This is a genomic window from Reichenbachiella sp. (assembly GCF_965233835.1).
GTDB lineage: Bacteria > Bacteroidota > Bacteroidia > Cytophagales > Cyclobacteriaceae > Reichenbachiella.
Genome location: NZ_OZ247585.1, coordinates 3,038,896 through 3,064,741 on the forward strand (window position 1 = coordinate 3,038,896; position 25,846 = coordinate 3,064,741).

General features: G+C 39.6%; 23 protein-coding genes. 16 read left to right on the forward strand and 7 right to left on the reverse strand.

The features are described 5' to 3' along the window. Positions 1 to 39 precede the first annotated feature (39 nt). From ACO6S2_RS12825 to ACO6S2_RS12850, 6 genes are all read left to right on the forward strand, one after another. Positions 40 to 4,401, forward strand: coding sequence for a PAS domain S-box protein (locus ACO6S2_RS12825; protein ID WP_422358954.1), 4,362 nt, complete (start codon positions 40 to 42; stop codon positions 4,399 to 4,401). Between the two features lie 67 nt (positions 4,402 to 4,468). Next, positions 4,469 to 4,846, forward strand: a complete 378-nt coding sequence (locus ACO6S2_RS12830) for a response regulator (protein WP_422358955.1) — start codon at positions 4,469 to 4,471, stop codon at positions 4,844 to 4,846. Further along, entirely contained in the window at positions 4,839 to 5,111 is a 273-nt protein-coding gene (locus ACO6S2_RS12835) for a hypothetical protein (RefSeq protein WP_422358956.1), read from the forward strand. Before ACO6S2_RS12830 ends, ACO6S2_RS12835 begins: the two co-directional genes overlap by 8 nt. Then, positions 5,108 to 5,869 (forward strand): MBL fold metallo-hydrolase, encoded by a 762-nt coding sequence (locus ACO6S2_RS12840; RefSeq protein ID WP_422358957.1) that lies wholly within the window; start codon positions 5,108 to 5,110, stop codon positions 5,867 to 5,869. Before ACO6S2_RS12835 ends, ACO6S2_RS12840 begins: the two co-directional genes overlap by 4 nt. Continuing rightward, positions 5,870 to 7,414 (forward strand): NFACT RNA binding domain-containing protein, encoded by a 1,545-nt coding sequence (locus ACO6S2_RS12845; RefSeq protein WP_422358958.1) that lies wholly within the window; start codon positions 5,870 to 5,872, stop codon positions 7,412 to 7,414. Positions 7,415 to 7,493: 79 nt separating this feature from the next. Beyond that, positions 7,494 to 7,850 carry a DoxX family protein gene (locus tag ACO6S2_RS12850; protein ID WP_422358959.1) on the forward strand — a complete coding sequence of 119 codons (357 nt, stop codon included), beginning with the start codon at positions 7,494 to 7,496 and terminating at the stop codon, positions 7,848 to 7,850. A gap of 21 nt (positions 7,851 to 7,871) precedes the next feature. Here the strand turns inward: ACO6S2_RS12850 and ACO6S2_RS12855 are convergent, their stop codons facing one another. The 6 genes from ACO6S2_RS12855 to ACO6S2_RS12880 all read right to left on the reverse strand — a co-directional run bounded on the left by ACO6S2_RS12855 (position 7,872) and on the right by ACO6S2_RS12880 (position 15,760). Continuing rightward, entirely contained in the window at positions 7,872 to 9,116 is a 1,245-nt protein-coding gene (locus ACO6S2_RS12855) for a hypothetical protein (RefSeq protein ID WP_422358960.1), read from the reverse strand. A gap of 123 nt (positions 9,117 to 9,239) precedes the next feature. Then, positions 9,240 to 9,839: a SanA/YdcF family protein gene (locus ACO6S2_RS12860; RefSeq protein WP_422358961.1), complete on the reverse strand. Its 600-nt coding sequence runs from the start codon at positions 9,837 to 9,839 to the stop codon at positions 9,240 to 9,242. A gap of 6 nt (positions 9,840 to 9,845) precedes the next feature. Then, positions 9,846 to 10,538: a TrmH family RNA methyltransferase gene (locus ACO6S2_RS12865; RefSeq protein ID WP_422358962.1), complete on the reverse strand. Its 693-nt coding sequence runs from the start codon at positions 10,536 to 10,538 to the stop codon at positions 9,846 to 9,848. Further along, positions 10,531 to 13,230, reverse strand: a complete 2,700-nt coding sequence (locus ACO6S2_RS12870) for a DNA gyrase/topoisomerase IV subunit A (RefSeq protein WP_422358963.1) — start codon at positions 13,228 to 13,230, stop codon at positions 10,531 to 10,533. The genes ACO6S2_RS12865 and ACO6S2_RS12870 overlap by 8 nt, the downstream gene beginning before the upstream one ends. Before the next feature lie 3 nt (positions 13,231 to 13,233). Further along, a complete protein-coding gene (locus ACO6S2_RS12875; protein WP_422358964.1) occupies positions 13,234 to 15,099 on the reverse strand; it encodes a DNA topoisomerase IV subunit B in 1,866 nt (621 codons plus the stop codon). A gap of 196 nt (positions 15,100 to 15,295) precedes the next feature. Further along, the gene (locus ACO6S2_RS12880; RefSeq protein WP_422358965.1) at positions 15,296 to 15,760 is read right to left on the reverse strand and encodes a hypothetical protein; all 465 of its coding nucleotides are present in this window, start codon (positions 15,758 to 15,760) and stop codon (positions 15,296 to 15,298) included. A gap of 265 nt (positions 15,761 to 16,025) precedes the next feature. On the opposite strand from ACO6S2_RS12880, the gene ACO6S2_RS12885 reads away from it, so the two are divergent. The 6 genes from ACO6S2_RS12885 to dsrP are packed head-to-tail and all read left to right on the forward strand — an operon-like array spanning position 16,026 to position 22,177. Further along, the gene (locus ACO6S2_RS12885; RefSeq protein ID WP_422358966.1) at positions 16,026 to 16,259 is read left to right on the forward strand and encodes a chaperone NapD; all 234 of its coding nucleotides are present in this window, start codon (positions 16,026 to 16,028) and stop codon (positions 16,257 to 16,259) included. 5 nt (positions 16,260 to 16,264) lie between these two features. Beyond that, entirely contained in the window at positions 16,265 to 18,589 is a 2,325-nt protein-coding gene (locus ACO6S2_RS12890; protein ID WP_422358967.1) for a molybdopterin-dependent oxidoreductase, read from the forward strand. Next, positions 18,586 to 19,302 carry a cytochrome c3 family protein gene (locus ACO6S2_RS12895; RefSeq protein ID WP_422358968.1) on the forward strand — a complete coding sequence of 239 codons (717 nt, stop codon included), beginning with the start codon at positions 18,586 to 18,588 and terminating at the stop codon, positions 19,300 to 19,302. The genes ACO6S2_RS12890 and ACO6S2_RS12895 overlap by 4 nt, the downstream gene beginning before the upstream one ends. Before the next feature lie 25 nt (positions 19,303 to 19,327). Beyond that, positions 19,328 to 19,945: a cytochrome c3 family protein gene (locus tag ACO6S2_RS12900; protein ID WP_422358969.1), complete on the forward strand. Its 618-nt coding sequence runs from the start codon at positions 19,328 to 19,330 to the stop codon at positions 19,943 to 19,945. A 4-nt stretch (positions 19,946 to 19,949) separates the two neighbouring features. Then, a complete protein-coding gene (gene dsrO / locus ACO6S2_RS12905) occupies positions 19,950 to 20,957 on the forward strand; it encodes a sulfate reduction electron transfer complex DsrMKJOP subunit DsrO (RefSeq protein WP_422358970.1) in 1,008 nt (335 codons plus the stop codon). 11 nt (positions 20,958 to 20,968) lie between these two features. Beyond that, complete coding sequence (dsrP, locus tag ACO6S2_RS12910; protein WP_422358971.1) at positions 20,969 to 22,177, forward strand: sulfate reduction electron transfer complex DsrMKJOP subunit DsrP; 1,209 nt, start codon at positions 20,969 to 20,971, stop codon at positions 22,175 to 22,177. Between the two features lie 21 nt (positions 22,178 to 22,198). Here dsrP and ACO6S2_RS12915 read toward each other — a convergent pair whose 3' ends face one another. Next, complete coding sequence (locus ACO6S2_RS12915) at positions 22,199 to 23,014, reverse strand: DUF4197 domain-containing protein (protein WP_422358972.1); 816 nt, start codon at positions 23,012 to 23,014, stop codon at positions 22,199 to 22,201. A 128-nt stretch (positions 23,015 to 23,142) separates the two neighbouring features. On the opposite strand from ACO6S2_RS12915, the gene ACO6S2_RS12920 reads away from it, so the two are divergent. Genes ACO6S2_RS12920 through ACO6S2_RS12935 form a run of 4 tightly spaced genes read left to right on the forward strand, consistent with a single transcriptional unit; the run spans position 23,143 to position 25,746 of the window. After that, positions 23,143 to 23,640, forward strand: a complete 498-nt coding sequence (locus ACO6S2_RS12920) for a mechanosensitive ion channel domain-containing protein (protein WP_422358973.1) — start codon at positions 23,143 to 23,145, stop codon at positions 23,638 to 23,640. A gap of 28 nt (positions 23,641 to 23,668) precedes the next feature. Next, on the forward strand, positions 23,669 to 24,499 hold the full coding sequence (locus ACO6S2_RS12925; RefSeq protein ID WP_422358974.1) for a mechanosensitive ion channel family protein: 831 nt from the start codon (positions 23,669 to 23,671) through the stop codon (positions 24,497 to 24,499). Continuing rightward, positions 24,496 to 25,248 (forward strand): glucose 1-dehydrogenase, encoded by a 753-nt coding sequence (locus ACO6S2_RS12930; RefSeq protein ID WP_422358975.1) that lies wholly within the window; start codon positions 24,496 to 24,498, stop codon positions 25,246 to 25,248. Before ACO6S2_RS12925 ends, ACO6S2_RS12930 begins: the two co-directional genes overlap by 4 nt. A gap of 39 nt (positions 25,249 to 25,287) precedes the next feature. Continuing rightward, positions 25,288 to 25,746 (forward strand): heme-binding domain-containing protein, encoded by a 459-nt coding sequence (locus ACO6S2_RS12935; RefSeq protein ID WP_422358976.1) that lies wholly within the window; start codon positions 25,288 to 25,290, stop codon positions 25,744 to 25,746. Positions 25,747 to 25,846: the final 100 nt, after the last annotated feature.

Below are 25,846 nucleotides of genomic sequence, written 5' to 3' on the forward strand. Positions count from 1 at the left end.
TCTAGCCTAGTCACTAATTTCTCAAAACAATAAAGCTAAATGCTCAATCAAGGCAGGACTGAACTGTTGAATGAAGTAGAGAAGCTCAAAGGAGAGCTAAAGGAGCTACATAATAAGTATGATCTCTTACTTGAGTCATCGGCAAGTTATTTTGTCATCTTTGAAGAAGGAAATGTAATTGAGTTTAGTCCCAAGGCAGAAGAGAAATTTGTTTTTGCCAGCGACTTTTCTGACAAGACCATCGATGAACTGATGCCGATCTTTCAGGTGAGTGGTGAAAAGAGTAGCAAGACTTGGGAAGACAATTTCAAAGTAGCACGCAGAGGAAAATCAGATACTTTCGAATTTGAATTTTTAGATAGGAATGGGCAATCGTTTGCCACTATTGCATCCATAAGTAAAGTAAAGGACGAAAGATTCTTAGTGCACTTCGATTTGGTAGAAGACACGGAGAACCTAGTTTCTACTTCTAATACAATCACTGATAGTGCTCCCGTTTTTATAAAAATTACAGACGAGAAAAATAAGGTCACCTATTTCAGTAAGGGCTGGTTCGACCTTCTAGGAACCAAAGATGAAAAATCTTATAGTACATGGATGGAAAAGATTCATCCGGATGATTTGGCGGCTTATAGTTCCACCGTTGATTTTTCCGTTTCAAAGAAAAAGAATTACGAATATTCATTTAGGATAAAAGACACAAACGGAGAATATAGATGGCTCTTAGAGTCAGGCACTCCCCGATTCTCTAAAAACAAAAAATTTATTGGTTATGCAGCTGCGGCTATCGATACCACTGAGCGAAAAACACTTGAGTTAGAAGCCACAAGAGAAGAAGCCATTTCTGAATCAGAACTTAAAATTCAGGAATCGCTTGATGAATCGGAGGTTGTAGCCATGACCACCAATACGGAAGGCAGCATTACCTTTTGCAACAATAAGCTACTGGAGACCATGGGGCTAAAAAAAGCGGACATTGTTGGTGCCAACTTATTTGATATCTTCATTCCGGACGCTTCGACTAAAATTAATCAAAAGAAATATGGTCAGATCGCTACCGATGGAAAGTACAATGGAACATTAGCAGGCAAATTTTTCACCAAAGAAAAACAGGATATCTATGTTAGGTTCAATGTCATCCTTCTCAAGGATAGTTTTAATGAGGTGTCTGGAATCAATCTGATTGGTGAGAATGTAACAGCCCAAAACAGAGTAAAAAAGCAACTAGAAAAGAGTAATGATCAACTCAAGGAACTGTTTGATAACTCGTATGATTTGATTCAAACATTTGATCATGAAGGTGTTTTCCAATTTGTAAATGAAGCCTGGATAGAAAAATTAGGTTATAGAGATAAACTGGAAAATATTCGATTCAAGGATTTGGTGCACCCCAAAAACTGGCAACAGACCGTTGAAAATCTTGATAAAATCATTAAAGGAGAAGCAATCGATCGATTCGAAACCGTTTTTGTTTCAGACATGGGTAAAAACATTTTTGTTTCTGGTCGAGTAAATTGTTCATTTGATATCAACGGCAATGCTCAATTTCGCGGAATATTTTATGATATCACTGAAAGAATCCGTGCTGAAAAAGCTCAAAGTCTCTATTACAAAATTGCAGACTTCAATATTGAGGGGCCTCAACTGGAAATATTATACTCAAAGCTGTTCGATGAGTTAAAGGGATTGTTGAATATCAAAAACCTTTCTATTGAACTCAATTTGACTGATAAGTCTAATGCTTCAGCGCCTTATGTGCGTTCGGAATTCAAAGATTCAATCGAACTTGAAAATCAAAAAACTGTCAATGATCTTATCGCCAAGCAAATGGTAGGTGATACGAGACAGCTGATTATTTATGAAGAGCAAATCAAGGAAGAAGTAGTTAAAAAGAAAAAGTCCTACAAAGGCACATTCCCAAAAGTCTGGCTTGGAGTACAAATTACTGTAGGCAACTCCCCTGTTGGCTTGCTCAGCACGCACTCGTACGACGACAGATCTGATTTTGGAGCTAAGGACTTAGAGCTCCTCTATTTCATTGCCAGCCAGATATCATTAGCCATAGAAAGAAAAATCAACGAAGAAAAGATTGTTGACCAGGCTGCAAGATTGAAGGCTATTTTTGAAAGTAGTAGTCATCAAATTTGGTCTGTAGATGACACGTACAACTTAACATCATTCAATAGCAATTTCTCCGACTGGATGAAAGATAGTTTTGACGTTAATACAGTTGTCGGTAAAGACTATGCAAAAGAACGGAAGAAATTGTCTGACTCGGTTAATAAGCTTTGGGAGTCTAAATACAATCAAGCTTTTAAAGGCAAGGCTTTAAACTTTCAAAACGAAGTAAAAATTGGAAGAAAAAATACTTATTGGTCGGAGGTATTTATCAACCCAATTGTAAAGGAAGATGGCACGATAGAAGAGGTGTCGGTTATTTCTAATGACATTACAGAAAAGAAAAGTTCAGAACTTGCTCTCTCAGAGAGTGAAGCCAAGTTTAGAGAAATATTCGAATCCATACAGGATATTTATTTCAGATGCGACCTAAATGGCAAGTTGCTCATGATGAGTCCATCCGCAACTGAGTCACTCGGACTTCATCCAGAGGATGTGTTAGGAAAGAGTATCACACACTTTTTCACCTCTGAAGAATCAGCGGAATCCATTTTAAAGACCTTACTTAAAGAACACAAATCACAAAATTTAGAGGCTTCATTTCATACCGAAGAAGGAGAGAAAATTGATTTCTTGTGTAATGTCAGAGTCTTGTTCAGAAACAAACAAGCAGTTGGTTTTGAGGGAGTTGCTCGTGATATTTCAGAAATCAAACGCGCCTATGAAGAACTCTCAAAGGCAAAAGAATTCGCCGAAAAATCTCTGGCTATCAAAGAACGTTTCCTTGCCAACATGAGTCATGAGATTCGTACGCCAATGAACGGTATCATTGGTATGATAGATCTCATTGGAAGTACTGATCTCGATACAGAACAAACGGATTATGTAAAGACCATCAAAAAGTCTTCTGAAACATTGATGGACATCCTTAATGACATTCTCGACCTTTCAAAAATTGAGGCTGGGAAAATGGAGCTTAAGCAACGTCCGTTAAAACTGCTTGGAACATTTCAAAGACTATATGATCTATTTTCGAAAGAAGCCAATGCCAATAACATCTATCTAAATTATAACCTGGACAATAAGGTACCTCCGGTGATTCTTTTGGATGAAACTAGATTGCTTCAAGTGTTATCAAACCTGATTAGCAATGCCATTAAGTTTTCAGACGGCAAGGGAATTATCGATATCAGCTTAATCCTCAAGAAGAAAGAAAAAAGTAAGTGTACCTTCAAAGTTCAGGTTAAAGACGAAGGAATTGGCATTCCAAAAGAACAAATAAAGAACCTATTCATCAATTTTAACCAGCTCGATAACTCAAGTACAAAAGTGTACGGAGGAACTGGTTTGGGCCTCGCCATTTCTAAGGAGCTTGTCAGGTCCATGGGTGGTGATATTGGTGTAGTTTCTACTCCAGGCTTAGGCAGCACCTTCTGGTTTACTTTTGAAGGAATAATTCCAGAAGGCGAAGAAACTGACAATTCCCATGAGTCAGATGAGCCAATGGAAATTACCAAGGAGTTTACGTCTGTGGTTCCTCGAATTTTAGTAGTAGACGACAACAAGGTAAATCGTACCGTGGCCAGTCAGATTTTGGAAAAGTCAGGTTGTCATGTTCATTTAGCTTCCAGTGGACCAGAAGCCATTGAGGTTGTAAAAAACAATGAATTGGATTTGGTCTTTATGGATATTCAAATGCCTAAAATGGATGGTGTAGAGACCACACAAAACATAAAAAAGCTTGGTATAAAGAACTTACCTCCTATTGTTGCTATGACCGCTTACTCCATGGAGGATGATAGAAACAAGTTTATGTCACAAGGGCTGGATGACTATGTCGCAAAACCTATCCGAGCAGTGACCATTATAGAGAAAGTAAAAGAATACATTCAATACGACACTTCTAATGTCGCTGTCCAAGAGCAAAAAGATAATGACACAGATTTATTAATCAACAAAGAAACCTTGGAACAACTCTCTAAGTTTGGAGGTGCCGAGCTTTTAGAATCAGTACTGTCAGACTTCGAATCAGAAGCCAATGAGTTGATTAAGAATTGTATGGTTCACTTTGCAGACGATCAAATTGAGGAGATCAGAAAGGAACTTCATACTTTAAAAGGGAGCGCTGGAACTCTTGGGATAGAGAAATTGGCCAATCATGTCATCAAGTTAGAACTACAACTTAAATCGGCAGATACTACCAATTTAAAACCTCAATTGGACACGATTCAAGAATGTTTTATCGAGTTTAAAGAAAATTACAAAAATATACTTCAAATGTGATTGATTTGTTTTTAACTTGACGCCTTGTTTTAGTGCTTGAGGAAGCAAGTCATATAATAATCCTTCTATGAAAAAAATAATTATTGCAGAGGACAGTTCGGTCATTCAAAACTTAACCAAAAAAATACTCGAGATTCAAAACTTTAGTATTACTTCTGTAAAGAATGGTCAGGAAGTTTTAGACAAGCTGGATGCAGAAGATTATGACTTGATTTTAATGGATATTAATATGCCTAAAATGGATGGTATGGAATGTGCCAAAGCCATAAGGAAAATGGCAGACCCTATTAAATCCAAAATTCCAATTTTGGCCATTACGGGTAATGCAAAAAACTACTCCATCAATGATTTTAAAGAAGTTGGAATTAACGAATACATTCCTAAGCCATTGAACTTTGATATCTTAGTTGATAAAGTTAAAGCATACATTTCAGCAGATGATTAAATACTCCAAGCACTTTCTGAACAAACTGGAAGATCTATTTTCAGAGTCGGACTATGTGCTTCGGTATGAAAAAGGAAACTTCCAATCAGGTTATTGTGTGCTTAAGGACACCAAAGTGGCCATTGTAAATAAATTCTATACTTTGGATGGTAAGATTAACTGTTTGCTAGAAATACTCAAAGAGGTAAAACTTGATACCACCAACCTCAACGATAAAAACAAGGCCTTATTGAAAGAGTTATCTCAAACTGCCCTTAAGATTTGAAACTCACTTTTCTTGGCACCGGTACATCGCAAGGCATTCCCGTCATTGCGTGCAAATGTGAAGTATGTAGCAGCGTAGATTTTCATGACCAACGCTTGAGATCCTCAGTGCTGATCGAAGAAAATGACACTAATCTTCTAGTAGACACCGGGCCAGACTTTAGACAACAGATGCTTACCAATCGCGTAGATCATTTGGATGCTGTACTGTATACTCATGAGCACAAAGACCACACGGCAGGACTAGATGACATTCGCAGTTTCAACTTCAAACAGAAGATGGATATGCCCCTTTATGGCAGGCCTTCTGTGCTCAATCAGATAAAACATGAATATGCTTACATGTTTGCTGAATCCAAATATCCTGGAGTGGCCAGCGTGACTTTGAATCCAATCGAAAATGAACCGTTTGAAATCAGTGGAGTTGAGATTACCCCAATTGAAGTCATGCACTATAAACTACCTGTTTATGGATTTCGAGTCAAGGACATGGCATACATCACCGATGCCAAAACGGTTTCAAATATAGAAAGAGAGAAACTCAAAAACTTGGATGTGCTGGTCGTTAATGCCTTACAAAAGAAAGCACACATTTCGCACCTTACCTTAGATGAAGCCGTGCAATTTATTGAAGAAATAAAACCTCAAAGAGCATATATCACACACATTGGTCACTATATGGGTACCCATAGAGAGGTTCAAAAGGAACTGCCCGAAAATGTATATCTGGCCCATGATGGTCTAACTTTACAAGGGTAAATGCAATTCAATTATTACTTTCTGAAAGCACTCTCCAAGGAGTTAGATGGTCACTTGACTGGAAAAACCATCGACTCGATTTTTTCGCAAAACAAAGACGAATTGATTATGTGTTTTTCCGACCGAAAGTCGGAATTTTATATCAAGGCCAATTTAGAAAGTCAATCCTCACTCCTCTCATTTCCACCCTCCTTTGCCAGGGCAAGGAAAAACTCGGTGGATTTGTTCAACGAATTATCTGGACATACTGTAGTTAAAATAAGACAGTTTGAAAATGAAAGGTCTTTTTCAATCCAATTTGAAAACGATTTTGAACTCTTGTTTAAACTGCATGGCCGCCATTCCAATGTTATTTTGTTTCAAAGCAACGAACTGTTGTCACTATTCAAAAACAATATTGAAAAGGATCAACAACTGAAACTGGACGACTTAAACAGACCCATCGATCAAAGTAAAGAAGCTATCAAAAAAGCCAACTTTGATTTATTTCAGGTTTACCCAACATTTGATAAGCACATAAAGAATCACCTTAAAGCCAAAGGTTTTTATGAAGAAAACCAGCCCTCGGCATCCAAACTAGATGTACTTGAGTCGTTGCTCACTGAGCTCAATGATTCCAATTTTTATTTACTGAAAGAAACACCTGAGTTACGGCTTATAAAGCCAGAAGAGGAGCACAATTTATTTAACAGCCCAGTTGAGATTTCGAATCAGTTGGCACGTTCTTTTTTCACCAATCAGGGATTCGCACAACTAAAAAATAAGCTGCTGACCCAAGTCAATAAGGAAATAAAGAAATGTGAATCCTATATCAGTCAGAACAAAAACAAACTAACAGAAATAGAAAATCGTCGAGGTTATGATGAGTTGGCTAATATACTGATGGCTAATCTGCATCTCAAAATTGATCCATCGAAGAAGGAAATCGAGTTATTCGATTTCTATGCTAATGAACAAATCAAGATTAAACTAAAACCTAATCTATCACTTCAGCACAATGCTGAAAACCTATACAGAAAGGCCAAAAATCAATCCAAAGAGGTCGAGGTTTTGAAAAAAAATATCCACTCAAAAGAAAGAGCTCTTGAACAATTGATCGAGCGCAAAAATGCTATCTCCACAATTGAAGACAGCAAGGAGCTAAAGACATTTGAAAAGTCGAATACAAAATCAAGCACCAAGGAACAGCCACCATTCATAGAATTTGAAATTGATGGATTTCAGGTATTTGCAGGAAAAAACGCCAAAAACAATGATTTGCTCACTCAAAAGTTTGCGAGAAAAGATGATCTCTGGTTACACGCCAGAGATGTATCTGGCTCGCATGTCATCATCCGAAATCCGAACGGAATGAAGATTCCCATTCGCGTGATAAAACAAGTGGCTCAGATTGCCGCTTGGCACTCAAAGCGTAAATCAGATACACTGTGCCCGGTGATCTATACACAAAAGAAATATGTTCGCAAACCCAAAGGCAGTTTGCCAGGTCAGGTTATACTCTCGAAAGAGGAGGTAATATTGGTGGAGCCTAAAAGAAACCAATAAAAAAGGTCCATTGCATAGCTCATGTAAATTGAGTAATTTATGTGTTGATACATTTATTATTCAACTAAACCACAGTATTATGAACAACCTACCAGTTGCTGGAAAGTACATGTTCGCCATACCCATGGCAATTTTCGGAATTTTTCATTTTATGAATGCCAACGGTATGGGCGGAATGGTGCCTTCTTTTATACCCGGAGGTGTATTTTGGGTTTACCTAACGGGAGCCGGATTAATAGCTGCCGCTGTTGCTATCATCATAGGTAAAAGAGCAAAAATGGCCACCCAATTGTTAGGCCTTATGTTGTTGCTTTTTGCTTTGCTAGTTCACCTAGTAGCTGTAACCAATGGTAATGACTCAAGTATGCCAAGCTTACTTAAGGATATGGCATTGGCCGGAGGGGCATGGTATATGTCAGGCCATTTATCTGATTAAAAATTCAGGAGGCTCATGATTCTAGTGTACCAGAATCATGAGCATATCTTTTTCAGATCCCATCATTCTTGATTGCTCTTCTTTATAGGAGATATCTCCTTTCGAAGTCTTCATTTCTTCTACAAAGTTGGCATCCACTGCATCCGGTTTTGGGTTGGTACGGATATAATGAGCCAGGCCAGTTAAGAACCCTCCGGTATAATAACCTAAAGGTGCCTTGGTATTACCTACCAATTTCAAGAAAGCATTTGTTTCAGGATTGTTAATTACGTTCACCTTGTACTCGGTCGAACTGCCTTCTACAAGCTCCCATTTTCCGCAACCGAATGCACTCATGATGTCCAAACAAGCATGCCACATACCATTAGTATCAGAACTGACTATACCTGTAATTTTTTCTTTCCAGAAATCTGAATTTAAAACTTTACCTAGAATAAAGTATGCATTTGCTTCAGCGCTTTCTATGAATATTTTCCTTATATGCCCTACTCCACCTTTACCCAATTTCTTCTCGGCTTGCATCAATAATTTGATCATAACCAAGGGATAATAATTGGCATAAATTTTTGTCCATGTCGATCCGAAATACTCGATTAGTCCTTTATCTGTCGCCAATCCAGTGAGATGTAAATCTCTGATTAGCTCAATGACTTTAAAATCATTAATTCCACTGGTGTCTGTCAATGATTCATCCTCTTCTTGCAATTTACCCACTGAAGGTGACGGGTTCAGCGTTCTTCTTCGTCCTCTAAATACTTCAAACCTACTTTTGTTATCGCCTTTGGAGATACACAAGGTCTGTTTCCCGTCGAAAGTACCAGAAGGGACTTCGTATATTGCTTCTACAGCTCCACACAAAAAGCCACAAACAAAATACCCTACACCAGCTTGGTTTTTGGGACGTTCACCAAAGTATTTGAACCATGCAGATGCAAAATGATCTGAGATCAATTCAGCATGCCCTCCTTTATTAGAGACAGATTTCATGGAGAGCTTACCAAACCCACAATGAGCGAAATAGTTTTCTACAAACTTCTTTCTATCCTCCTCACTCATTTTTCGCTGATCCTTGAAAAACTTAGAAAATTGGGCGTAACTAAGCACTTGAGCAGAAACAACCAACACAGGATTAAGATCAATCTTCCCTCCTAGTTTTTCTATTTCCTTTAAAATACTAACATTGAAATATTCACTCTGCAGTGATAAGGGCTCTTCAGCGAATTGATAGGTACTTTTATCTTCAAGATAAGTATCAAGAATCTCCATTTATTCAGGCTTCATTTAAGTCAGATAGATAAATTAAGCGCATAAGGCCTAATTCAGCAAGTTTGAAGCGAAGTTATTATAAGGGGCTAAGAAAAAAAATAGTGATTGAATATAATCAAAAGACTATTTCAAATCGTCAGAAAGTATGTATAAGTCAATTACGGCCTTGGTACGAGCCAGCAGCTCTCTTAACAATGCCCAAAGATGCGATTTCTTATCTGGAGTTTTAGCTACAAAACATTGAGCATGCAGCCCCATTTTTTCAGCAATAAAGAGACACCTATAAGCATGATACTCTTGTGTAATCAATATACACTGATCGTAACCATAGACATTTTTCAGTCTGGACAAAGATTCAATAGTTCTGTTACCATATTTGTCGAGAATTAGCAATTCAGGGTCAATACCTTGATCAATCAAAGCTACTTTCATGGCCTCGGCTTCATCATAATAGATTGAATCCTTTGAGCCACTCAATACCAATTGTTCTACCTTACCAGTACTCAACAGTTGTTTTGCAGATTCAACTCGATTGAAAAAGAAAGGATTGGACGTGCCATTCACCTGATGCTGACTAGTTCCAAATACCAGCCCTACTTCAGCACCAGTAAGTTGTCGGCTATCTTCTACGATACCGTGGTGTGTGGTGGCTACAATCCAAACATTACATATCGTGATGAAAGCGATAGTGCACAGAATGAGCCATTTAACAGTTCTTAGCATTAGATATTAATCTTTATTTTCTTCAAGAGTTTTTTTAAAGGTTCGGAGGTGGATATCAACGTTCGGTACCATCTTTTGATACCATTCCAGCTTCAACGAAAAAATTTCTTCTGGTGTTAAGCCTATTTCTTCGTTGTTCCTAATCTGTCGATTAAAATCTTCCAAGACAATAGCAGCACTTACAGAAATATTGAAACTCTCAGTAAAACCATGCATGGGTATTTGGACAAAACCATCTGCATTTTCCTTTACGTAGTCGCTTATACCAGTTTCCTCTGCACCAAACACAACGGCTGTTTTTTGAGTAATTTGAAACTCCCGATAGTCTTTAGCATACTCATGGGGAGAGGTTGCCAGTATTTGATAACCTTGATCCTTTAAATGATCAAAACAGACTTCCATGTTTTGATCAGTTTGGTTGTATTTGTGTAGTGTGAGCCATTTCCCTGCGCCTCTAAGCACATAAGGATTATAATCATAGGCATTGCGTTGCTCGACCACATGAATATCTTGAATCCCCAACCCTTCGGCTGTTCGCATCACTGCACTTGCATTGTGCGCTTTAAACAAGTCTTCGAGTACTACTGTTAGATAACGCGTGCGTTGCCCTAGGACATCTTCAAATAGCTGTTTCTTATTGTCTGTAACGTATTCAGACATATAATTCAGCCATTGCTCCTGATATGCACGGTTATTCAAAAAGTCCAAGCTGTGGTTTGTCTTCGTCGTCCTCGTCTTCAGATTTTGAACTACTCAAGTCAATCGAGCTACCGACATCAAAACCTTCTTTTTTTGTTTCTTCTTGTTCTACTTCTTTCTGCACCTCAGCTTTTAAGCCTTCCAATACTTCCGGATCTACGGCAGGTTCATCTTCTTTATCTTGCTCCTTATCAGCACTTATTTCGACCACTTTGGAAACATTCTGTACAGGAAACTTATTACCTATTGACTTCCAACCCTTTTTATCAATCAGCTCTGCCAAAGCAAACTCTTTTTCACTCTTGGCTCGCTCTCCTTTTTTCCTATAGGTTATTTTCACCTTAGGATCATCCACAACTGAGATGTGTAGCAGCTTCGAGTTTGGTGATTCGTTAATAAATGAAAATGCCTTTCCTACAGTTAGGGTCTCTATAGTAAACCGTTTGACATACACTACTTTAGACTCTCCATCTTGATGCAATACACTAAGTACCTGATCCGGTTCAAACTTATGAATACTAAAGATCTGCCCTTGATTATAGTGATTAGATAATTCAAAAGAGGTCAGTTCATAACTACCGTCCTTGTAAAAGACAATGACATAATCTTCGGCATTAAAATTACCTAAGTGGAAGCCGCGTTCGTCACGATTTAGTCTACCAATAGTATCATCATACCAGATATCCGTACCTGCCAGTGTTGATTTTCCAGCTGTTTTCAAATCGATCTTGCGAACTGGATATTTCGTCAGGATATTCCCTCCTGCTCCACGTCCTTTTATATCAATCTCAGCGAAGTCGAAATCAAATACTTTCTTTCTAGCCTTAGCTCCCGCTGTCAAATATACGGTTACCACCTCAGCTTCACCATTTGGATTGGCAGTGAAGTAATGCACTTTAGAGCCCTTTTCACTCTTTGTCAAATTGTACTCCTTGTCGCGTGTAACAGAGGTCACATTAAATCGCTTGATCATGGTACGACCTGACTTTCCATCCAGATAACACAGGTTATAAACCATCCGTTCGTCTCCTTTCTTAAAGACACCAGCGTAGATGATGTCTTTACCTACAAAGACTTTGTCTTGAATCTTAGTGACCACGCAACGGCCATCTTTCCTAAAAACGATGATATCATCCAAATCGGAACAATCAGAAATAAACTCATCCTTTTTCAAACCATAGCCAATAAATCCATCTTTGTAATTGGCGTATAGTTTGGCGTTGTTCGCAGCTACTGCTGTAGCTGCAATGGTTTCTATGGAAGATATTTCCGTTCTTCTTTCTCTGCCTTCTCCATACTTCTTCAATAGGTTATTAAAGTAGGCTACGGCATAATCTATGATATTGGCTAGGTGGTGTTCTACTTGAGCTAGTTCCTCCTGAAGCTTCCGCATTAATTCGTCTGCCTTGAACGAGTCAAACTTTGAAATGCGTTTGATTTTTATTTCCGTCAAACGAACAATGTCCTCTTGTGTAATTTCTCTATAGAATTGTGGCTTGAATGGCTCTAACCCCTTATCTATGGTTTCAATAACCGCCTCCCAGGTTTCACATTCCTCGATATCTCGATAGATGCGATTTTCAATGAATATCTTCTCTAGTGAAGAAAATAAGATCTTCTCAAGTAACTCCCCTTTTCTGATCTCTAGCTCTTGCGTAAGCAAGTCCACGGTCTGATCCGTGTTCATCTTGAGAATCTCATGCACATTGGTAAACATGGGCTTCTCATCCACGATTACACAAGCATTAGGCGAAATAGACACCTGACAATCTGTAAAAGCATACAGTGCGTCAATAGTGATGTCAGGAGAAACCCCTGGCGCTAACTGAACCAGAATTTCAATGTCTTTAGCCGTATTGTCAACTACCTTTTTGATTTTGATTTTACCCTTATCGTTGGCTTTGATAATGGATTCAATCAAACTGGTAGTTGTGGTGCCAAAAGGTATGTCTTTGATGACCAATTGCTTTTTGTCGTACTCTTCGATTTTCGCACGAACCTTGACTTTACCCCCTCGGTGACCTTTGTTGTATTCCTCTACATCAATCATCCCTCCCGTTTGAAAATCAGGATACAGCTTGAAGCTTTTCCCTTTCAAATGTTTGATGGAGGCATCGATCAATTCACAAAAATTGTGAGGTAATATTTTGGTAGATAGTCCTACTGCAATCCCTTCTACGCCTTGCGCCAGCAATAATGGAAACTTAACAGGAAGCGTAACTGGCTCCTTCTTTCTACCATCATAAGACAATTGCCATTCGGTCGTCTGAGGATTATAAAGAATATCAAGAGCTAATTTTGAAGGCCTGGCCTCAATATATCTGGAAGCTGCTGCTCTATCACCTGTACGCACATCTCCCCAGTTACCTTGCATATCAATCAACAGATCCTTCTGACCCAAGTTGACCATAGCATCACCAATTGACATGTCACCATGTGGGTGATACTGCATGGTACTTCCAATGATGTTTGCCACTTTGTTGTACCTTCCATCATCCATTTCTTTCATCGCATGAAGAATCCGACGCTGCACAGGCTTAAGTCCATCGTTGATGGCTGGTACAGCTCGTTCAAGAATTACGTATGAAGCATAGTCCAAAAACCAATTTTCATACATACCCGATACTGGAATGACATCGTGTATAGGTTCGTCAGATTGATTTGGACTGTTGATGTTATTGTTTTCTTCCATTGGTTAAACTAGTTCTTCCTCTACTAAGTCTTTTTCAACTCTTAGTTTATCAATTATGAAATTTTGTCTGTCTGGCGTGTTCTTACCCATATAGAACTTCAAAAGGTCTTCGATTTTGGTATCCTTTCTAAGAATCACTGGCTCCAGTCTAATGTCTTCGCCAATAAATTCTCCGAACTCCTCTGGTGAAATCTCCCCTAACCCTTTGAAGCGTGTGATTTCAGGCTTGCTACCCAGCTTGTGAATAGCTTTCTGTCGCTCCTCATCACTGTAGCAGTAAATCGTTTCTTTTTTGTTTCGAACCCTAAACAAGGGTGTTTCTAGAATGAACACGTGACCGCTTTTTACCAGTTCAGGAAAAAATTGTAAGAAGTAGGTTAGCAAAAGCAAACGAATATGCATTCCATCTACATCGGCATCTGTAGCAATTACAATCTTTCTGTAACGCAGACCTTCAATACCATCTTCAATGTTTAGCGCATGCTGAAGCAGATTAAATTCCTCGTTTTCATAGACTACTTTCTTGGTGTGACCAAAGCAGTTGAATGGTTTCCCTCTCAAACTAAATACCGCCTGGGTCTGAACATCTCTGGATTTAGTGATCGATCCACTGGCCGAATCACCTTCTGTGATGAACAGCATAGTTTCAGACTTCTTGTCTTCATCTCCTTTTTTATCATCAAGGTGGATACGGCAATCTCTTAATTTCTTGTTGTGCAAATTGGCTTTTTTGGCTCTGTCGTTAGCCAATTTTTTGATGCCCGCAATTTCTTTTCTTTCACGTTCTGACTGCAAAATCCGTTTAAGCAAGGCGTCTGCAACAGCCTGATTTTTATGCAAATGATCGTCCAAGGCTTTTCGTACAAAATCTAGAACAAAACTCCTCATGGTAGGCCCATCCTGTGCCACGTTCAATGATCCCAGTTTGGTTTTGGTCTGAGACTCAAACACGGGCTCCTGCACTCTGACGGCAATGGCTCCTACAATACTGGCTCTGATATCTGCGGCATCATAATCCTTCTTGTAAAAATCTCTGATGGTCTTAACCACTGCTTCTCTAAAGGCGGCCAAGTGAGTACCACCCTGTGTGGTATACTGTCCATTGACAAAAGAATAATACTCCTCTCCATACTGGTTGGAGTGTGTCATGGCAATTTCTATATCATCTCCTTTCAGGTGGATAATTGGATATCTTAAGGTATCAACATCTGATTTCCTTGTCAGAAGATCCAGAAGACCATTTTCGCTATGATACTTTTGACCATTAAAATTGATGGTCAAACCTGCGTTTAGGAAGGCATAATTCCAGATTTGATTATCTAAATACTCCGGAATAAAGTGATAGTTCTTGAATACGGTATTATCTGGCTCAAAGGCAATCAATGTTCCGTTTCGTTCGGAAGTCTTAGCAATTTTGGCATCATTCGTCAATTCGCCCGTATTGAATTCTGCCAATTTAGTTTCTCCTTCACGGAACGATTGTACTTTGAAATAGGTGGATAATGCGTTTACTGCTTTTGTACCCACACCATTCAGCCCTACAGACTTTTGGAACGCTGAAGAATCATATTTACCTCCAGTATTTATTTTAGATACACAGTCTACTACTTTGCCTAATGGAATACCACGGCCATAATCTCTCACTTCAACACGATGATCACCAACCTTCACGTGGATGGTCTTACCATGCCCCATAACATGCTCATCGATACAGTTATCAATCACTTCTTTAACCAATACATAGATTCCATCATCGACGGCTGAACCATCTCCAAGTTTACCAATGTACATACCTGGCCTTAACCTAATATGTTCTCGCCAATCAAGCGACTTAATACTATCTTCATTATATTCTACACTAGCAGCCATACGTCTCCTATTCCTAAAGATTATTAATCAAAAACTAAAAATGGGGGTTTTACACTTTCCAAAATTGGAGGTGAATATAGAGCATTTGGAGTAAAAATTTCAACCTAAAAGACCACTCCAACTATCCGAAAATCAGCATTTTATTTGATTGATTATTTAAATCAATACATATAACTAATTGACAGACAGAACCTTTTTACCTCTTAGAAAATTGTAAATAAATAAACCAAAAAATCCAACCCGCCAGAAGGATTGGCCCAATGTATATCAACGCAACGTAATTGGTGATATCGAAATGTTCCGAGTTATGATACATGCCCACAAACATGATGGAGAAAATATAAATCACATTGATCACGAACGAAAGCCCGTTTAGCCAGTGGTAAATAGTTTCAGCCGTGGTCATATCTTCGAACTCCGACTTGCCAAGATTAAGGTGTCCCCTATTCATTCTCCTGTATAGTAAAATTGATCCGTTGGTCAAGATGAAAAGACCTAAGGCAGAATAAAAGAAATCCGCTCTATGCATAGATATGGTAGCATTACCTCCGGCATCAAAGAAAATTCCAATTTGATTTGGCAAGAAGGCATACACATACAATAAAACAGCAAGAAATACGAATATAGAAAGGGTGTAAAGTAGTTTGACAACTTTGATCATTAGAACATCAAATTTAAGCGCATATATAATAGACAGTCAAAGATAGATCAATCCTACGAAACGTCATTGAAATAAGAAGTGGACCTAAAGAATGTCAGTGATTATTTAAATCATGAGTAAATAAAATAATTAGTCAATGTATTTCGACGATTCAAAAACATGACGAAAATCAGTTTGTTGAATGATTAGAATTTCTAGTTATTTCAATTCATACTGATCATTAATTCCCAACTTTATTTCGAAATAAACTAAACCTCAAGTCAATATGCCTATTTCAAGTTTTCTAGCCATACCGAAACGAGATCAATTACCATTACTAACTGATCAAATAGCTTCATTCCCTGAATGTGATGCTTTACCTAGCTCGAATAAAGATCTATTGGTAGTGGTTACCGAAACCGAGGACTCAAAGGCGGAAGAAACACTTCTTGAAAAAATTCATGCCTTAGAGAGCCTTGAGCAATTGACAATGGTTTCAGGCTTTAATGACAATAACTAACTTTTATGTGTACATCTACTCAATCCAGAAGAGAATTTCTTAAAAAATTAGCAACGGCATCTGCAATGGCTGCCGCAGCTTCGATGTTTCCAGGTATTTTGTTTGCCGAAGAGCAAGAAAAGAACCTTCCAGAAGGTGATATTACGTGGAAAAAATCTCCCTGTCGATTTTGTGGAGTGGGTTGTGGTTTGTTAATTGGACTTCAAGACAAGAAAGCAGTGGCCGTTAAAGGTGATCCACAAAACTCTGTAAACAAAGGCCTATGCTGTGTCAAAGGGTATCATTCGGTAATGGCACTTTATGCAAAGGATAGACTAACCAAACCAATGATTCGTAAAAACGGAAAATTGGTGGAAACCAGCATGGAAGAGGCTCTGGATTTGGTGGCTTCGAAAATGTCAGAAACCATAGAGAATCATGGTAAAGATTCGGTATCCATGTATGGTTCAGGACAGTGGACTATTCCAGACGGATATGTCGCTTCAAAATTCATGAAAGGTGGTATTGGAACCAATAACCTAGAAGCCAACGCACGACTGTGTATGGCTAGTGCAGTGACTGGTTTTATGACGTCATTCGGCATGGATGAGCCCATGGGTTGTTACGAAGACATTGATCATGCCGATGTTTTTGTGCTTTGGGGAAATAATATGGCTGAGATGCACCCTGTACTGTTTTCTAGAATATTGGAACAAAGACAGAAAAGAAAAAATGTCAAGATTATAGACCTTACGACCAGAGTAACAAGAACGTCTGGGGCTACTGATAAAACCATTCTGTTTAAACCTCAAAGTGATTTGGCCATAGCCAATGCCATTTGCTTTGAGATTATTAAGAACAATTGGGTCAACAAACAATTCGTTAAGGATCACTGCACTATCAAAAAAGGCAAAACTGACATTGGCTATGGCTTAGAAGATAAATTCAGTTTCAAAGACAAGGCAGAAGACATCTCGTTCCATGAACTGTTTGAATTTCTAAAACCTTATGATCCTATGAAGGTTGAAGCACTTACTGGTGTTTCAGCTAAAGATTTGAAGTATTTGGCCGCTCAATACGGTAACGCTAATACGAAGGTGATGTCGTTGTGGTGTATGGGAATGAACCAGCACACGCGTGGTACATGGATCAACAATCTGGTCTACAACATTCATTTGCTTACTGGCAAAATCTCAACTCCAGGAAATAGCCCTTTTTCACTCACTGGCCAGCCAAGTGCCTGTGGTACGGTTAGAGAAGTGGGTACACTAACTCATAAGCTACCACATGGTGTGGTAATGAACGAAGAGCATAGAAAACATGCTGCAGAGATATGGGGAGTACCCGTAGAAAAAATACCCGCAAAACCTACCTATCATACAGTGGAGATGTTCAGAGCACTAGATAGAGGAGACATAAAATTTATGTGGATTCAAGTTACCAACCCAATGGTAACTATGCCAAAATTAAATCGATACCGAGACGCAACTAAAAAAGATGGCCGATTCATCGTGGTATCTGATGTCTACCCTACTCCTACTACAGATATTGCTGATGTCATTTTGCCTTCAGCTATGTGGATAGAGCGCGAAGGTATGTTCGGTAATTCTGAGAGAAAAACTCAACACTTTGATCAAATGCTTGATGCGCCAGGTGAGGCCATGAGTGATACCTGGCAAATCATTGAAGTGGCTAGACGAATGGGGCATGAAAAACTATTCCCCTGGTCAAAAGAAGAACACATAGAAAAGATATGGGCTGAATATGCACGTCATCATGAAGGCGCAAAACACGGCATTGCTCCATATGAGGTACTCAAGAAGCAGCCAGGTGCGCAATGGCCTTATGTAGATGGGAAAAGTACTCAATGGCGTTTTCATGCCAAATATGATCCAGCTGCCAAAGGTGATGGCTATGATTTTTATGGCAAGCCTGATGGCAAAGCCTGGATCTGGGCACGGCCATATGAAGCTGCCCCTGAGAATCCCGATGGCGAATATCCATTTTTACTCAATACAGGCAGAGTGATCGAACACTGGCATAGCGGATCAATGACCAGAAGAATTCCAGTATTGCACCAAGCGGTACCCCACTCCTATGTAGAGTTGAATCCTGGAGATGCAAAAGCTATGAAAATCCAAACGGGCGATAAAGTCAGATTGACGAGTCGACGAGGCACCATTGAACTTCCAGCCTCAGTAGATGAAAGAGGCCAGCCAGTAAGTGGTGAAGTATTTGTACCTTTTTTCGATGAATCCATGTTGATCAACGAATTGACTTTAGATGCCTTCTGCCCTATTTCGAAGCAACCCGATTATAAAAAATGTGCCATTAAAGTAGAAAAGGTATGACGGCATCATCCAAATACCCGATCATATTTTTTTGGGTTATTCTGATTATTGCGGCTTTCTTCATTTTCAATAAGAGTTTAGATGAAGATTTTAAGGGCATACCGGTCAAGCAACAGTTAACTCCACCTTTATCCAGTTTGGACAAAGAACACAATGTGTTTCGGATAGCATACAATCCAGCTACTGAAGTAGATATGGAGGCTCATCCTGAACTTGAGAGAAGTTTGAATTCTTACTATGACAATCGAGCGTATGCAGGAGCACCTCCTACCATTCCTCACCCCTTACTTTCTGAAAAAGGCATTGGTGATAAGAGCTGCTTACAGTGTCATGACAATGGTGGGTATGTGGCTAAATTTGAAGCCTATGCTCCAGTAACTCCTCATCCCGAATTAATCAATTGCAAGCAGTGCCATGTCCCAACAAAAACTACCCAGCTATTCAAACCACATCAGTGGCAAGCAGCGCAAGCTCAGCCAGTGAACAATCGAGCCATGCCAGGCAGCCCTCCAGTCATTCCTCATGATTTGCAAATGCGATCCAATTGCATGGCTTGCCACAGCGGTCCGGCAGCTCCAAAAGAAATACGAGTTTCACACCCTGAACGAAGCAATTGCAGACAATGTCATGTACCTGTGGTATCTAAGGCTCAAGAAATAACCAAAGGCTATGCTGCAAGTATGACCTGGAAAAGAAATAATGAAAATGAATAAGTATACTATACTATACCTATGGTGCATGATACTCTTTCAACAGTGCACCAGTCCTACCAAGAGCCTCGAAGACGAGGAAGCACACTTGCATGGAATCATGGATAAGGTAAATCATTTGGATAAGGACTCCATTTCCTATGAAGTGAGTTCATTAGACCATGTCGGCGACATTACTTTAGTTCCTGTAGTATGGCCAGAAGGTAATGACTTCCTGGTACCAGAAAGAACCAGCCAAATCGAGCTTTTCTCATGTCTAAATTGTCATGATCGATCGATTGAATCATTGAAATCAAGTGAGTTGTCAAAATACAAGAAATCACATTGGAACATATCCATTCATCATGCGCCAAGTGAAACTATGAATTGCTTGAGTTGTCACAATGATCAAAACCTCAACGAGCTGGTATCCTTAACGAAGGAGCCAATGTCATTCAATAAAAGTTACAATCTCTGCGGGCAATGTCATTCTCAGCAGAAGAAAGACTGGCTGGGTGGCGCACATGGTAAAAGAGTGGGTGGCTGGGCACCTCCCAGGGTGAGTATGACGTGCGTGAATTGTCATAATCCACATGACCCCGCATTCAAACCCAGATGGCCGTCTAGATTAAATAAAACTAAAATAAACCAACAAGAAAACGAATAACAATATGCCAGATCAAACCAACAACAATCAAGGCTGCGGAAAATCGACTTGTGGCTGTTCACAAAATAAACCTGATGGTTTTTCTCAGGTTTTCGATAAAAAATCAGACCGAAGAGATGCCATTCGGAAGTTATCACTAGGATTGCTTACAGGAGCGGGATTGGTAAACTCCTCCTGTAGCGTAACTGCCAGTGACACCAAAAAGGAAAAGGCTGAACTAAACTGGGAAGAATATTTCAAGGGCAATTTCCGACTGATGACAGAAGACGAAAAACAAGGAACTGTAGATCGTTTGACGAGGCTTTATGAAATTAATAAAGGTAGCACCATCAATTTGTCTGCAAAAGATGCTGAACCAGATGTGCTTTATGGGTATGCCTTCAATATTTCCAAATGCCAGGGCTATATGGATTGTGTGAATGCTTGTGTAGAAGAGAATAATCAGGATCGTGACTCTGAAATGCAATACATCCGGATTCATGAACATAAAAATGGTCAGATCAATTTTGAATTTGCTGATGATGATTACTATCATGAAGTACCGGCAGAAGGACACTTTTACATGGGTACTCAATGTTTTCACTGCGACAACCCACCTTGTGTAGATGTCTGCCCTGTGGGTGCTACCTGGAAGGAAAAAGATGGCATTGTGGTCATCGACTATGACTGGTGCATTGGATGTAGATATTGTATGGCGGCCTGCCCTTACGATGGCAGAAGGTTCAACTGGTCCGACCCAAAAGTATTGGAAGAGCAAGTCAACAAAGAACAGCACTACCTCGGTAATAGAATGCGAAAAAAAGGCGTAATGGAGAAATGCACTTTCTGCATCCAAAGGACTCGCACAGGCAAAAACCCAGCATGCGTTGAAGCCTGTCCTACAGGTGCTCGTGTATTTGGCAACTTGCTTGATCCAGATAGTGAAATACGATGGGTATTGGCCAATAAAAAAGTTTTTAGACTGAAAGAAGACCTGGGTACTGAGCCTAAGTTTTGGTATTACATGGACTAAGTGATTATCGAATGAATGCACTGACACAACTTATAAAAGACGGATTCAGAGAAGCTACGAAAGGCAATCTAACCTACCACATTTGGATGGGGAGCTTGACCCTATTGATGTTAATGGGAGCTTATTGCTACTACTTGCAAATTGATCAAGGACTATCTATTACTGGCATGAGTGACAGGGTAAGTTGGGGACTTTACATTTCCAATTTCACCTTTTTGGTGGGTGTGGCTGCCGCTGCTGTTATGCTTGTGCTTCCTACCTACATCCTTAAAGACATGGATTTCCATAAAGCCGTTCTTATTGGAGAAGGTTTAGCAGTTTCTGCTTTAATCATGTGTTTGGCATTTGTGACCGTAGATCTAGGTGGGCCAGCCAGAGCTTGGCATTTGATTCCGAAATTAGGTTATTTCAATTTTCCATCCTCTATGCTGGCCTGGGATGTTTTGGTACTCAATGGTTATTTATTCATTAACATCAGTATTCCTTTTTATATTCTCTTTACCAAGTACAAAGGCAAATCGCCCAATAAAAATATTTATCTACCAGGTGTGTTCATTTCCGTTTTTTGGGCCGTGGGAATTCACATGGTAACCGCTTTTTTATATGCAGGCTTGCCAGCCAGACCCTTTTGGAACAATGCCTTACTAGGCCCTAGATTTTTAGCCTCTGCATTTGCTGCTGGGCCTGCCCTAATAGTGATTGCTTTAGGGGTAATCAACAAATTCACCAAGTATGCAATAGAGGAAAAGACGGTCAAAAAAATCACGACTATCATCACCGTAGCAGCCCAAATCAATTTGATCATGTTGTTTTCCGAATTATTCAAAGAGTTTTATGCGCCGACACACCATAGTATTAGTGCCTATTACTTATTCTTTGGTCTGGAAGGTAAAAATGCCTTGATGCCATGGATCTATTCTTCGATTGGCATGAATGTCATCGCCACAGTTATATTGACTATTCACACTTTTAGAAGCAAGCCATTTTTTATGTATTTGTCTTGTGGATTATTGTTCGTAGCGATCTGGATCGAAAAAGGAATGGGCTTGATCATACCTGGATTTATCCCTGGACCGTGGGGCGACATTGTGGAGTACACCCCTACACTAGTCGAGATCGGTGTGACTTTAGGCATATGGGCGATGGGCATATTTATTTTCACCACCTTGGTAAAGGTAGCCATTCCTATTGAAAACGGAGAGCTAAGAATAAGGAGCTAGGAATTAGCATGAAGACCAATATTAGCCATTGGCCTCATCACTACTAAATACCTTTTGAATGATATCACTGGCGTACTGTAGCGGGTCTTTCCTGATTTTCTTTTCCTCTTCCCCTACCAAATGAAAGAGTCCATCCACTGCCTTCGTAGTAGCGTATTCATCAAGAGTTTCAGGTAGGTTGAGATCCTTTCCGACGTAATCATTAACCTTTACAGTTACCGGAACTAAAAGAATAGTTTCAGTATGCTCCCAACTCAAAAAATCAACAACACCTGAATAAATATCCGTGGCGGCTGTTTCACCTAACGCGGTCTTTATGTCGGGTTGGAAGGCCGTAATCAATGCAGAGCTTGTATTGGTTTTGAAGTAATCCGTGGCGGCTGTTTCGTTGCCCTGAAGTATTTCGAGTGCATCGATAAAACTCATGCTAGTAATTGCATCCACAAATATTGGAGTCGCTTTGGTTGCTGCCTTCTCCGCCCCTCTATTCATCGCGACCACCAACTCTTCAAACGGATCAGTATCAATATCAGGATTCGTGGCCACATAGGCATCCAATAAATTTTGATAAGAAATTACGCCCAATACTTCACCGGTTTCAATTTCGGATTGAAGCTTAGTTACCTCTTCTGGAAGTATCACTTTGATGGCTTCATTTTTCAAATAACCATCTACGGCAGACCCTGAAGTAACCGCACTATCTAAACCTGTATCTAAAGCTTCTTTCAGGCCAGACACAATTTCTTCATCTGCCAGACCCAGATCTAGAACGCTTTCTAGTTCATCGCATGAAACAAATAGGAAAGCCAGAACAGTAACCAAAAGTGGAAATTTCATAATAATCAATTTTGTGTTTCTCTAATAGTTATAATCAAAAATAGAGTGATTTTGTTGTATCAAGCACGATAAAATAAAAGAATTAAATTCTAACTTCGATCCAATCAAACTATTACTCTTATTATTTCATGCAAGACAAGCTTATCATCCAAAGTGCACTTTCCGTTGGACTCCTTATCATTTATTCGGTTGCCAAGTTTCTCACGCGGCGGTATACCGAAAAATTTGCCACAAGTAGAAAATTCAAAAAAGGACGTGCTGCCGATACCGCTAAGATCATCAACAGCACCTTTACATTAGTATGTCTTATCCTGCTGGGTTTTATTTGGAACATTACCTTCGAAGGTATTGCCATCTATTTTGCTTCCTTTTTTACCGTCGCAGGTATTGCGCTTTTTGCGAGTTGGTCTATTTTGAGCAACATCACTGCCAGTGCTGTACTCTTCTTCAGTTTTCCTCATCGAATTGGTACAAAAATCAGAATAGTGGATGGAGACAATACCATTGAAGGAATTATTATGGACATGACACTCTTCTCCTTACAACTCGAAGTAGAAAAGAAAAAAACGGTATTTTACCCAAACAATCTTGCATTGCAAAAACCTATTATGGAAATTAAGGATTAGTATTTACTAACCTCCAACTAAGATAAGAATGAAGGAATTCCTCCAGTTTAAGCTTATTCACTTCGGTGAAATCAATATCATGGTATATCATATCCTCGCCATTGTGGGCGTGGTAGTAGCCACCAGGTTAGTGCTTTTTATACTCAGACGCTTCTTCAAAAGGCAGATCAAAATTGGCCAGTTTGATGAAGGCCGGGCTTGGGCCTTTTATCAGATCATAAAGTATGTGGTCATCGTTGCGGCTATCGCTATTGGTCTGGAATTGGTTGGCGTTAAGCTTACCTTGCTTTTGGCAGGTTCCGCTGCGCTATTGGTAGGCTTTGGGCTTGGAGTACAGCAACAATTCAATGATCTGGTCTCAGGTTTAGTTCTTTTGTTTGAAGGAACCGTGTCTATCGGGGATATCGTAGAACTCGAAGGTCTCGTAGGAAAAATTACAGAAATCAATATTCGAACTTCTGAAGTAGTCACGAGAGATGGCATCATTATCATTGTGCCCAACTCTAAATTGGTCAGCGACAAAGTGATCAACTGGTCTCATAACCGACAGTCTACGCGTTTCAAGGTAAGTGTGGGTGTCGCCTATGGTTCTGATGTAAAAAAAGCAACTCAACTGATTGAACAGGCTGCGGCCAACCATCCGGAAGTGGCTAAAAAACCCAAACCATTTGGACGATTCATCAACTTTGGCAACTCTTCTTTAGACCTTGAGATTCGGTTTTGGTCCAAAAACATGTGGGAAATAGAATCGATCAAAAGTGATATTAGGTTCGAAATCAACGAACTATTCAATAAAAACGGAATTGAAATACCATTCCCTCAAACAGATATTCACATTAAATCCAATCATACAAAATGAGCAAATTTTCATTGAAAGATAAGGTCGCCATTATTACTGGTGCCAGCAAAGGAATCGGCGAAGCCATGGCCTCCATTTACGCAGCAGCTGGTGCCAAAGTAGTCGTGTCAAGTAGAAAACAAGAAGCAGTTGATGCAGTGGCTGAAAAAATAACTGAAGCAGGATTTGAAGCCATAGGTGTAGCTTGTAATACTGGTGACATGGATGAAATAGGCAATCTGGTTGACAAAACACTGGAAGCTTATGGAAAAATCGATATCGTCGTGAACAATGCAGCTACCAATCCCGTTTTTGGTCCTGTCATCCAAACTAACACAGAGGCATTTGATAAGATCATGGATGTAAATGTGAAGGGGCCGTTTGAACTGGTCAAACTGTGTGTGCCTCATTTGAAAGCTGGTGGATCCATCATCAATATCAGTAGTGTCGGTGGCATTTCCCCAGAAGCACATTTAGGTATTTATAGCGTGAGCAAAGCAGCATTGATCTCACTCACAAAAGTACTGGCGAAGGAACTAGGACCACAAGGCATTCGCGCCAATGTGATATGCCCCGGCCTGATCAAAACCAAGTTTAGCGAAGCACTATGGAGTAATGATGATCTGACTAAAAAATTTGTTAAGCATCTCCCCCTTCAGCGCATTGGCGAGTCTGATGAAATCACGGGTTTGGCACTGTTCTTAGCCTCTGAAGCATCTTCCTATTGTACTGGTGGTGTTTATACAGCTGATGGTGGATTTACCATCTAAAACTTATATATTCGAATCCAATTTTTTAAGCGCATACTAATGACACTGAAAACAAAAATTATAGCTGGCCTGGTTGCCATACTTATTATCATGCAATTCTTTGGGATAGACAAAGAGAACCCATCGTATGATGTCAGCAACGATTTTATTGCCATAACTAATCCACCGCAGGAAATTTCTCAAATTATCAAAACTTCCTGCTACGATTGTCATTCTTATCATACTGAATATCCATGGTACACTAGTATAGCTCCGTTGTCATGGTGGATTGGAGACCATATCGAAGAAGGCCGTGAGCACTTCAATCTTTCAGAATGGGGTACTTATTCAGAAAAGAAAGCTTTGCACAAATTGGAAGAATTCTACGAAGAAGTAGAAGAAGGTGAAATGCCTTTACCTTCATACACACTTATTCATGGAGAAGCTAGTTTGTCCGACGAACAGGTTGAAAAATTAGTTACCTGGGTTAAAAGCTTGCCTGGAGTTGAATCTCACTAATAGCAGTCTCTTTCAATTGGCTAGTTTAATTAGTTTTAAACCACTGCATACGTCTGCACAACAAGTCGTGCGTGTCTAAATATTACCGACACCTAGTCTA

Bases quoted from the DNA above. Each gene is read 5' to 3' on its own strand.
- ACO6S2_RS12825 (WP_422358954.1), top strand. From the start codon at position 40: ATGCTCAATCAAGGCAGGACTGAACTGTTGAATGAAGTAGAGAAGCTC.
- ACO6S2_RS12830 (WP_422358955.1), top strand. From the start codon at position 4,469: ATGAAAAAAATAATTATTGCAGAGGACAGTTCGGTCATTCAAAACTTA.
- ACO6S2_RS12835 (WP_422358956.1), top strand. From the start codon at position 4,839: ATGATTAAATACTCCAAGCACTTTCTGAACAAACTGGAAGATCTATTT.
- ACO6S2_RS12845 (WP_422358958.1), top strand. From the start codon at position 5,870: ATGCAATTCAATTATTACTTTCTGAAAGCACTCTCCAAGGAGTTAGAT.
- ACO6S2_RS12850 (WP_422358959.1), top strand. From the start codon at position 7,494: ATGAACAACCTACCAGTTGCTGGAAAGTACATGTTCGCCATACCCATG.
- ACO6S2_RS12855 (WP_422358960.1), bottom strand. From the start codon at position 9,116: ATGGAGATTCTTGATACTTATCTTGAAGATAAAAGTACCTATCAATTC.
- ACO6S2_RS12860 (WP_422358961.1), bottom strand. From the start codon at position 9,839: ATGCTAAGAACTGTTAAATGGCTCATTCTGTGCACTATCGCTTTCATC.
- ACO6S2_RS12870 (WP_422358963.1), bottom strand. From the start codon at position 13,230: ATGGAAGAAAACAATAACATCAACAGTCCAAATCAATCTGACGAACCT.
- ACO6S2_RS12875 (WP_422358964.1), bottom strand. From the start codon at position 15,099: ATGGCTGCTAGTGTAGAATATAATGAAGATAGTATTAAGTCGCTTGAT.
- ACO6S2_RS12880 (WP_422358965.1), bottom strand. From the start codon at position 15,760: ATGATCAAAGTTGTCAAACTACTTTACACCCTTTCTATATTCGTATTT.
- ACO6S2_RS12885 (WP_422358966.1), top strand. From the start codon at position 16,026: ATGCCTATTTCAAGTTTTCTAGCCATACCGAAACGAGATCAATTACCA.
- ACO6S2_RS12890 (WP_422358967.1), top strand. From the start codon at position 16,265: ATGTGTACATCTACTCAATCCAGAAGAGAATTTCTTAAAAAATTAGCA.
- ACO6S2_RS12895 (WP_422358968.1), top strand. From the start codon at position 18,586: ATGACGGCATCATCCAAATACCCGATCATATTTTTTTGGGTTATTCTG.
- ACO6S2_RS12900 (WP_422358969.1), top strand. From the start codon at position 19,328: ATGATACTCTTTCAACAGTGCACCAGTCCTACCAAGAGCCTCGAAGAC.
- dsrO (WP_422358970.1), top strand. From the start codon at position 19,950: ATGCCAGATCAAACCAACAACAATCAAGGCTGCGGAAAATCGACTTGT.
- dsrP (WP_422358971.1), top strand. From the start codon at position 20,969: ATGAATGCACTGACACAACTTATAAAAGACGGATTCAGAGAAGCTACG.
- ACO6S2_RS12915 (WP_422358972.1), bottom strand. From the start codon at position 23,014: ATGAAATTTCCACTTTTGGTTACTGTTCTGGCTTTCCTATTTGTTTCA.
- ACO6S2_RS12920 (WP_422358973.1), top strand. From the start codon at position 23,143: ATGCAAGACAAGCTTATCATCCAAAGTGCACTTTCCGTTGGACTCCTT.
- ACO6S2_RS12925 (WP_422358974.1), top strand. From the start codon at position 23,669: ATGAAGGAATTCCTCCAGTTTAAGCTTATTCACTTCGGTGAAATCAAT.
- ACO6S2_RS12930 (WP_422358975.1), top strand. From the start codon at position 24,496: ATGAGCAAATTTTCATTGAAAGATAAGGTCGCCATTATTACTGGTGCC.
- ACO6S2_RS12935 (WP_422358976.1), top strand. From the start codon at position 25,288: ATGACACTGAAAACAAAAATTATAGCTGGCCTGGTTGCCATACTTATT.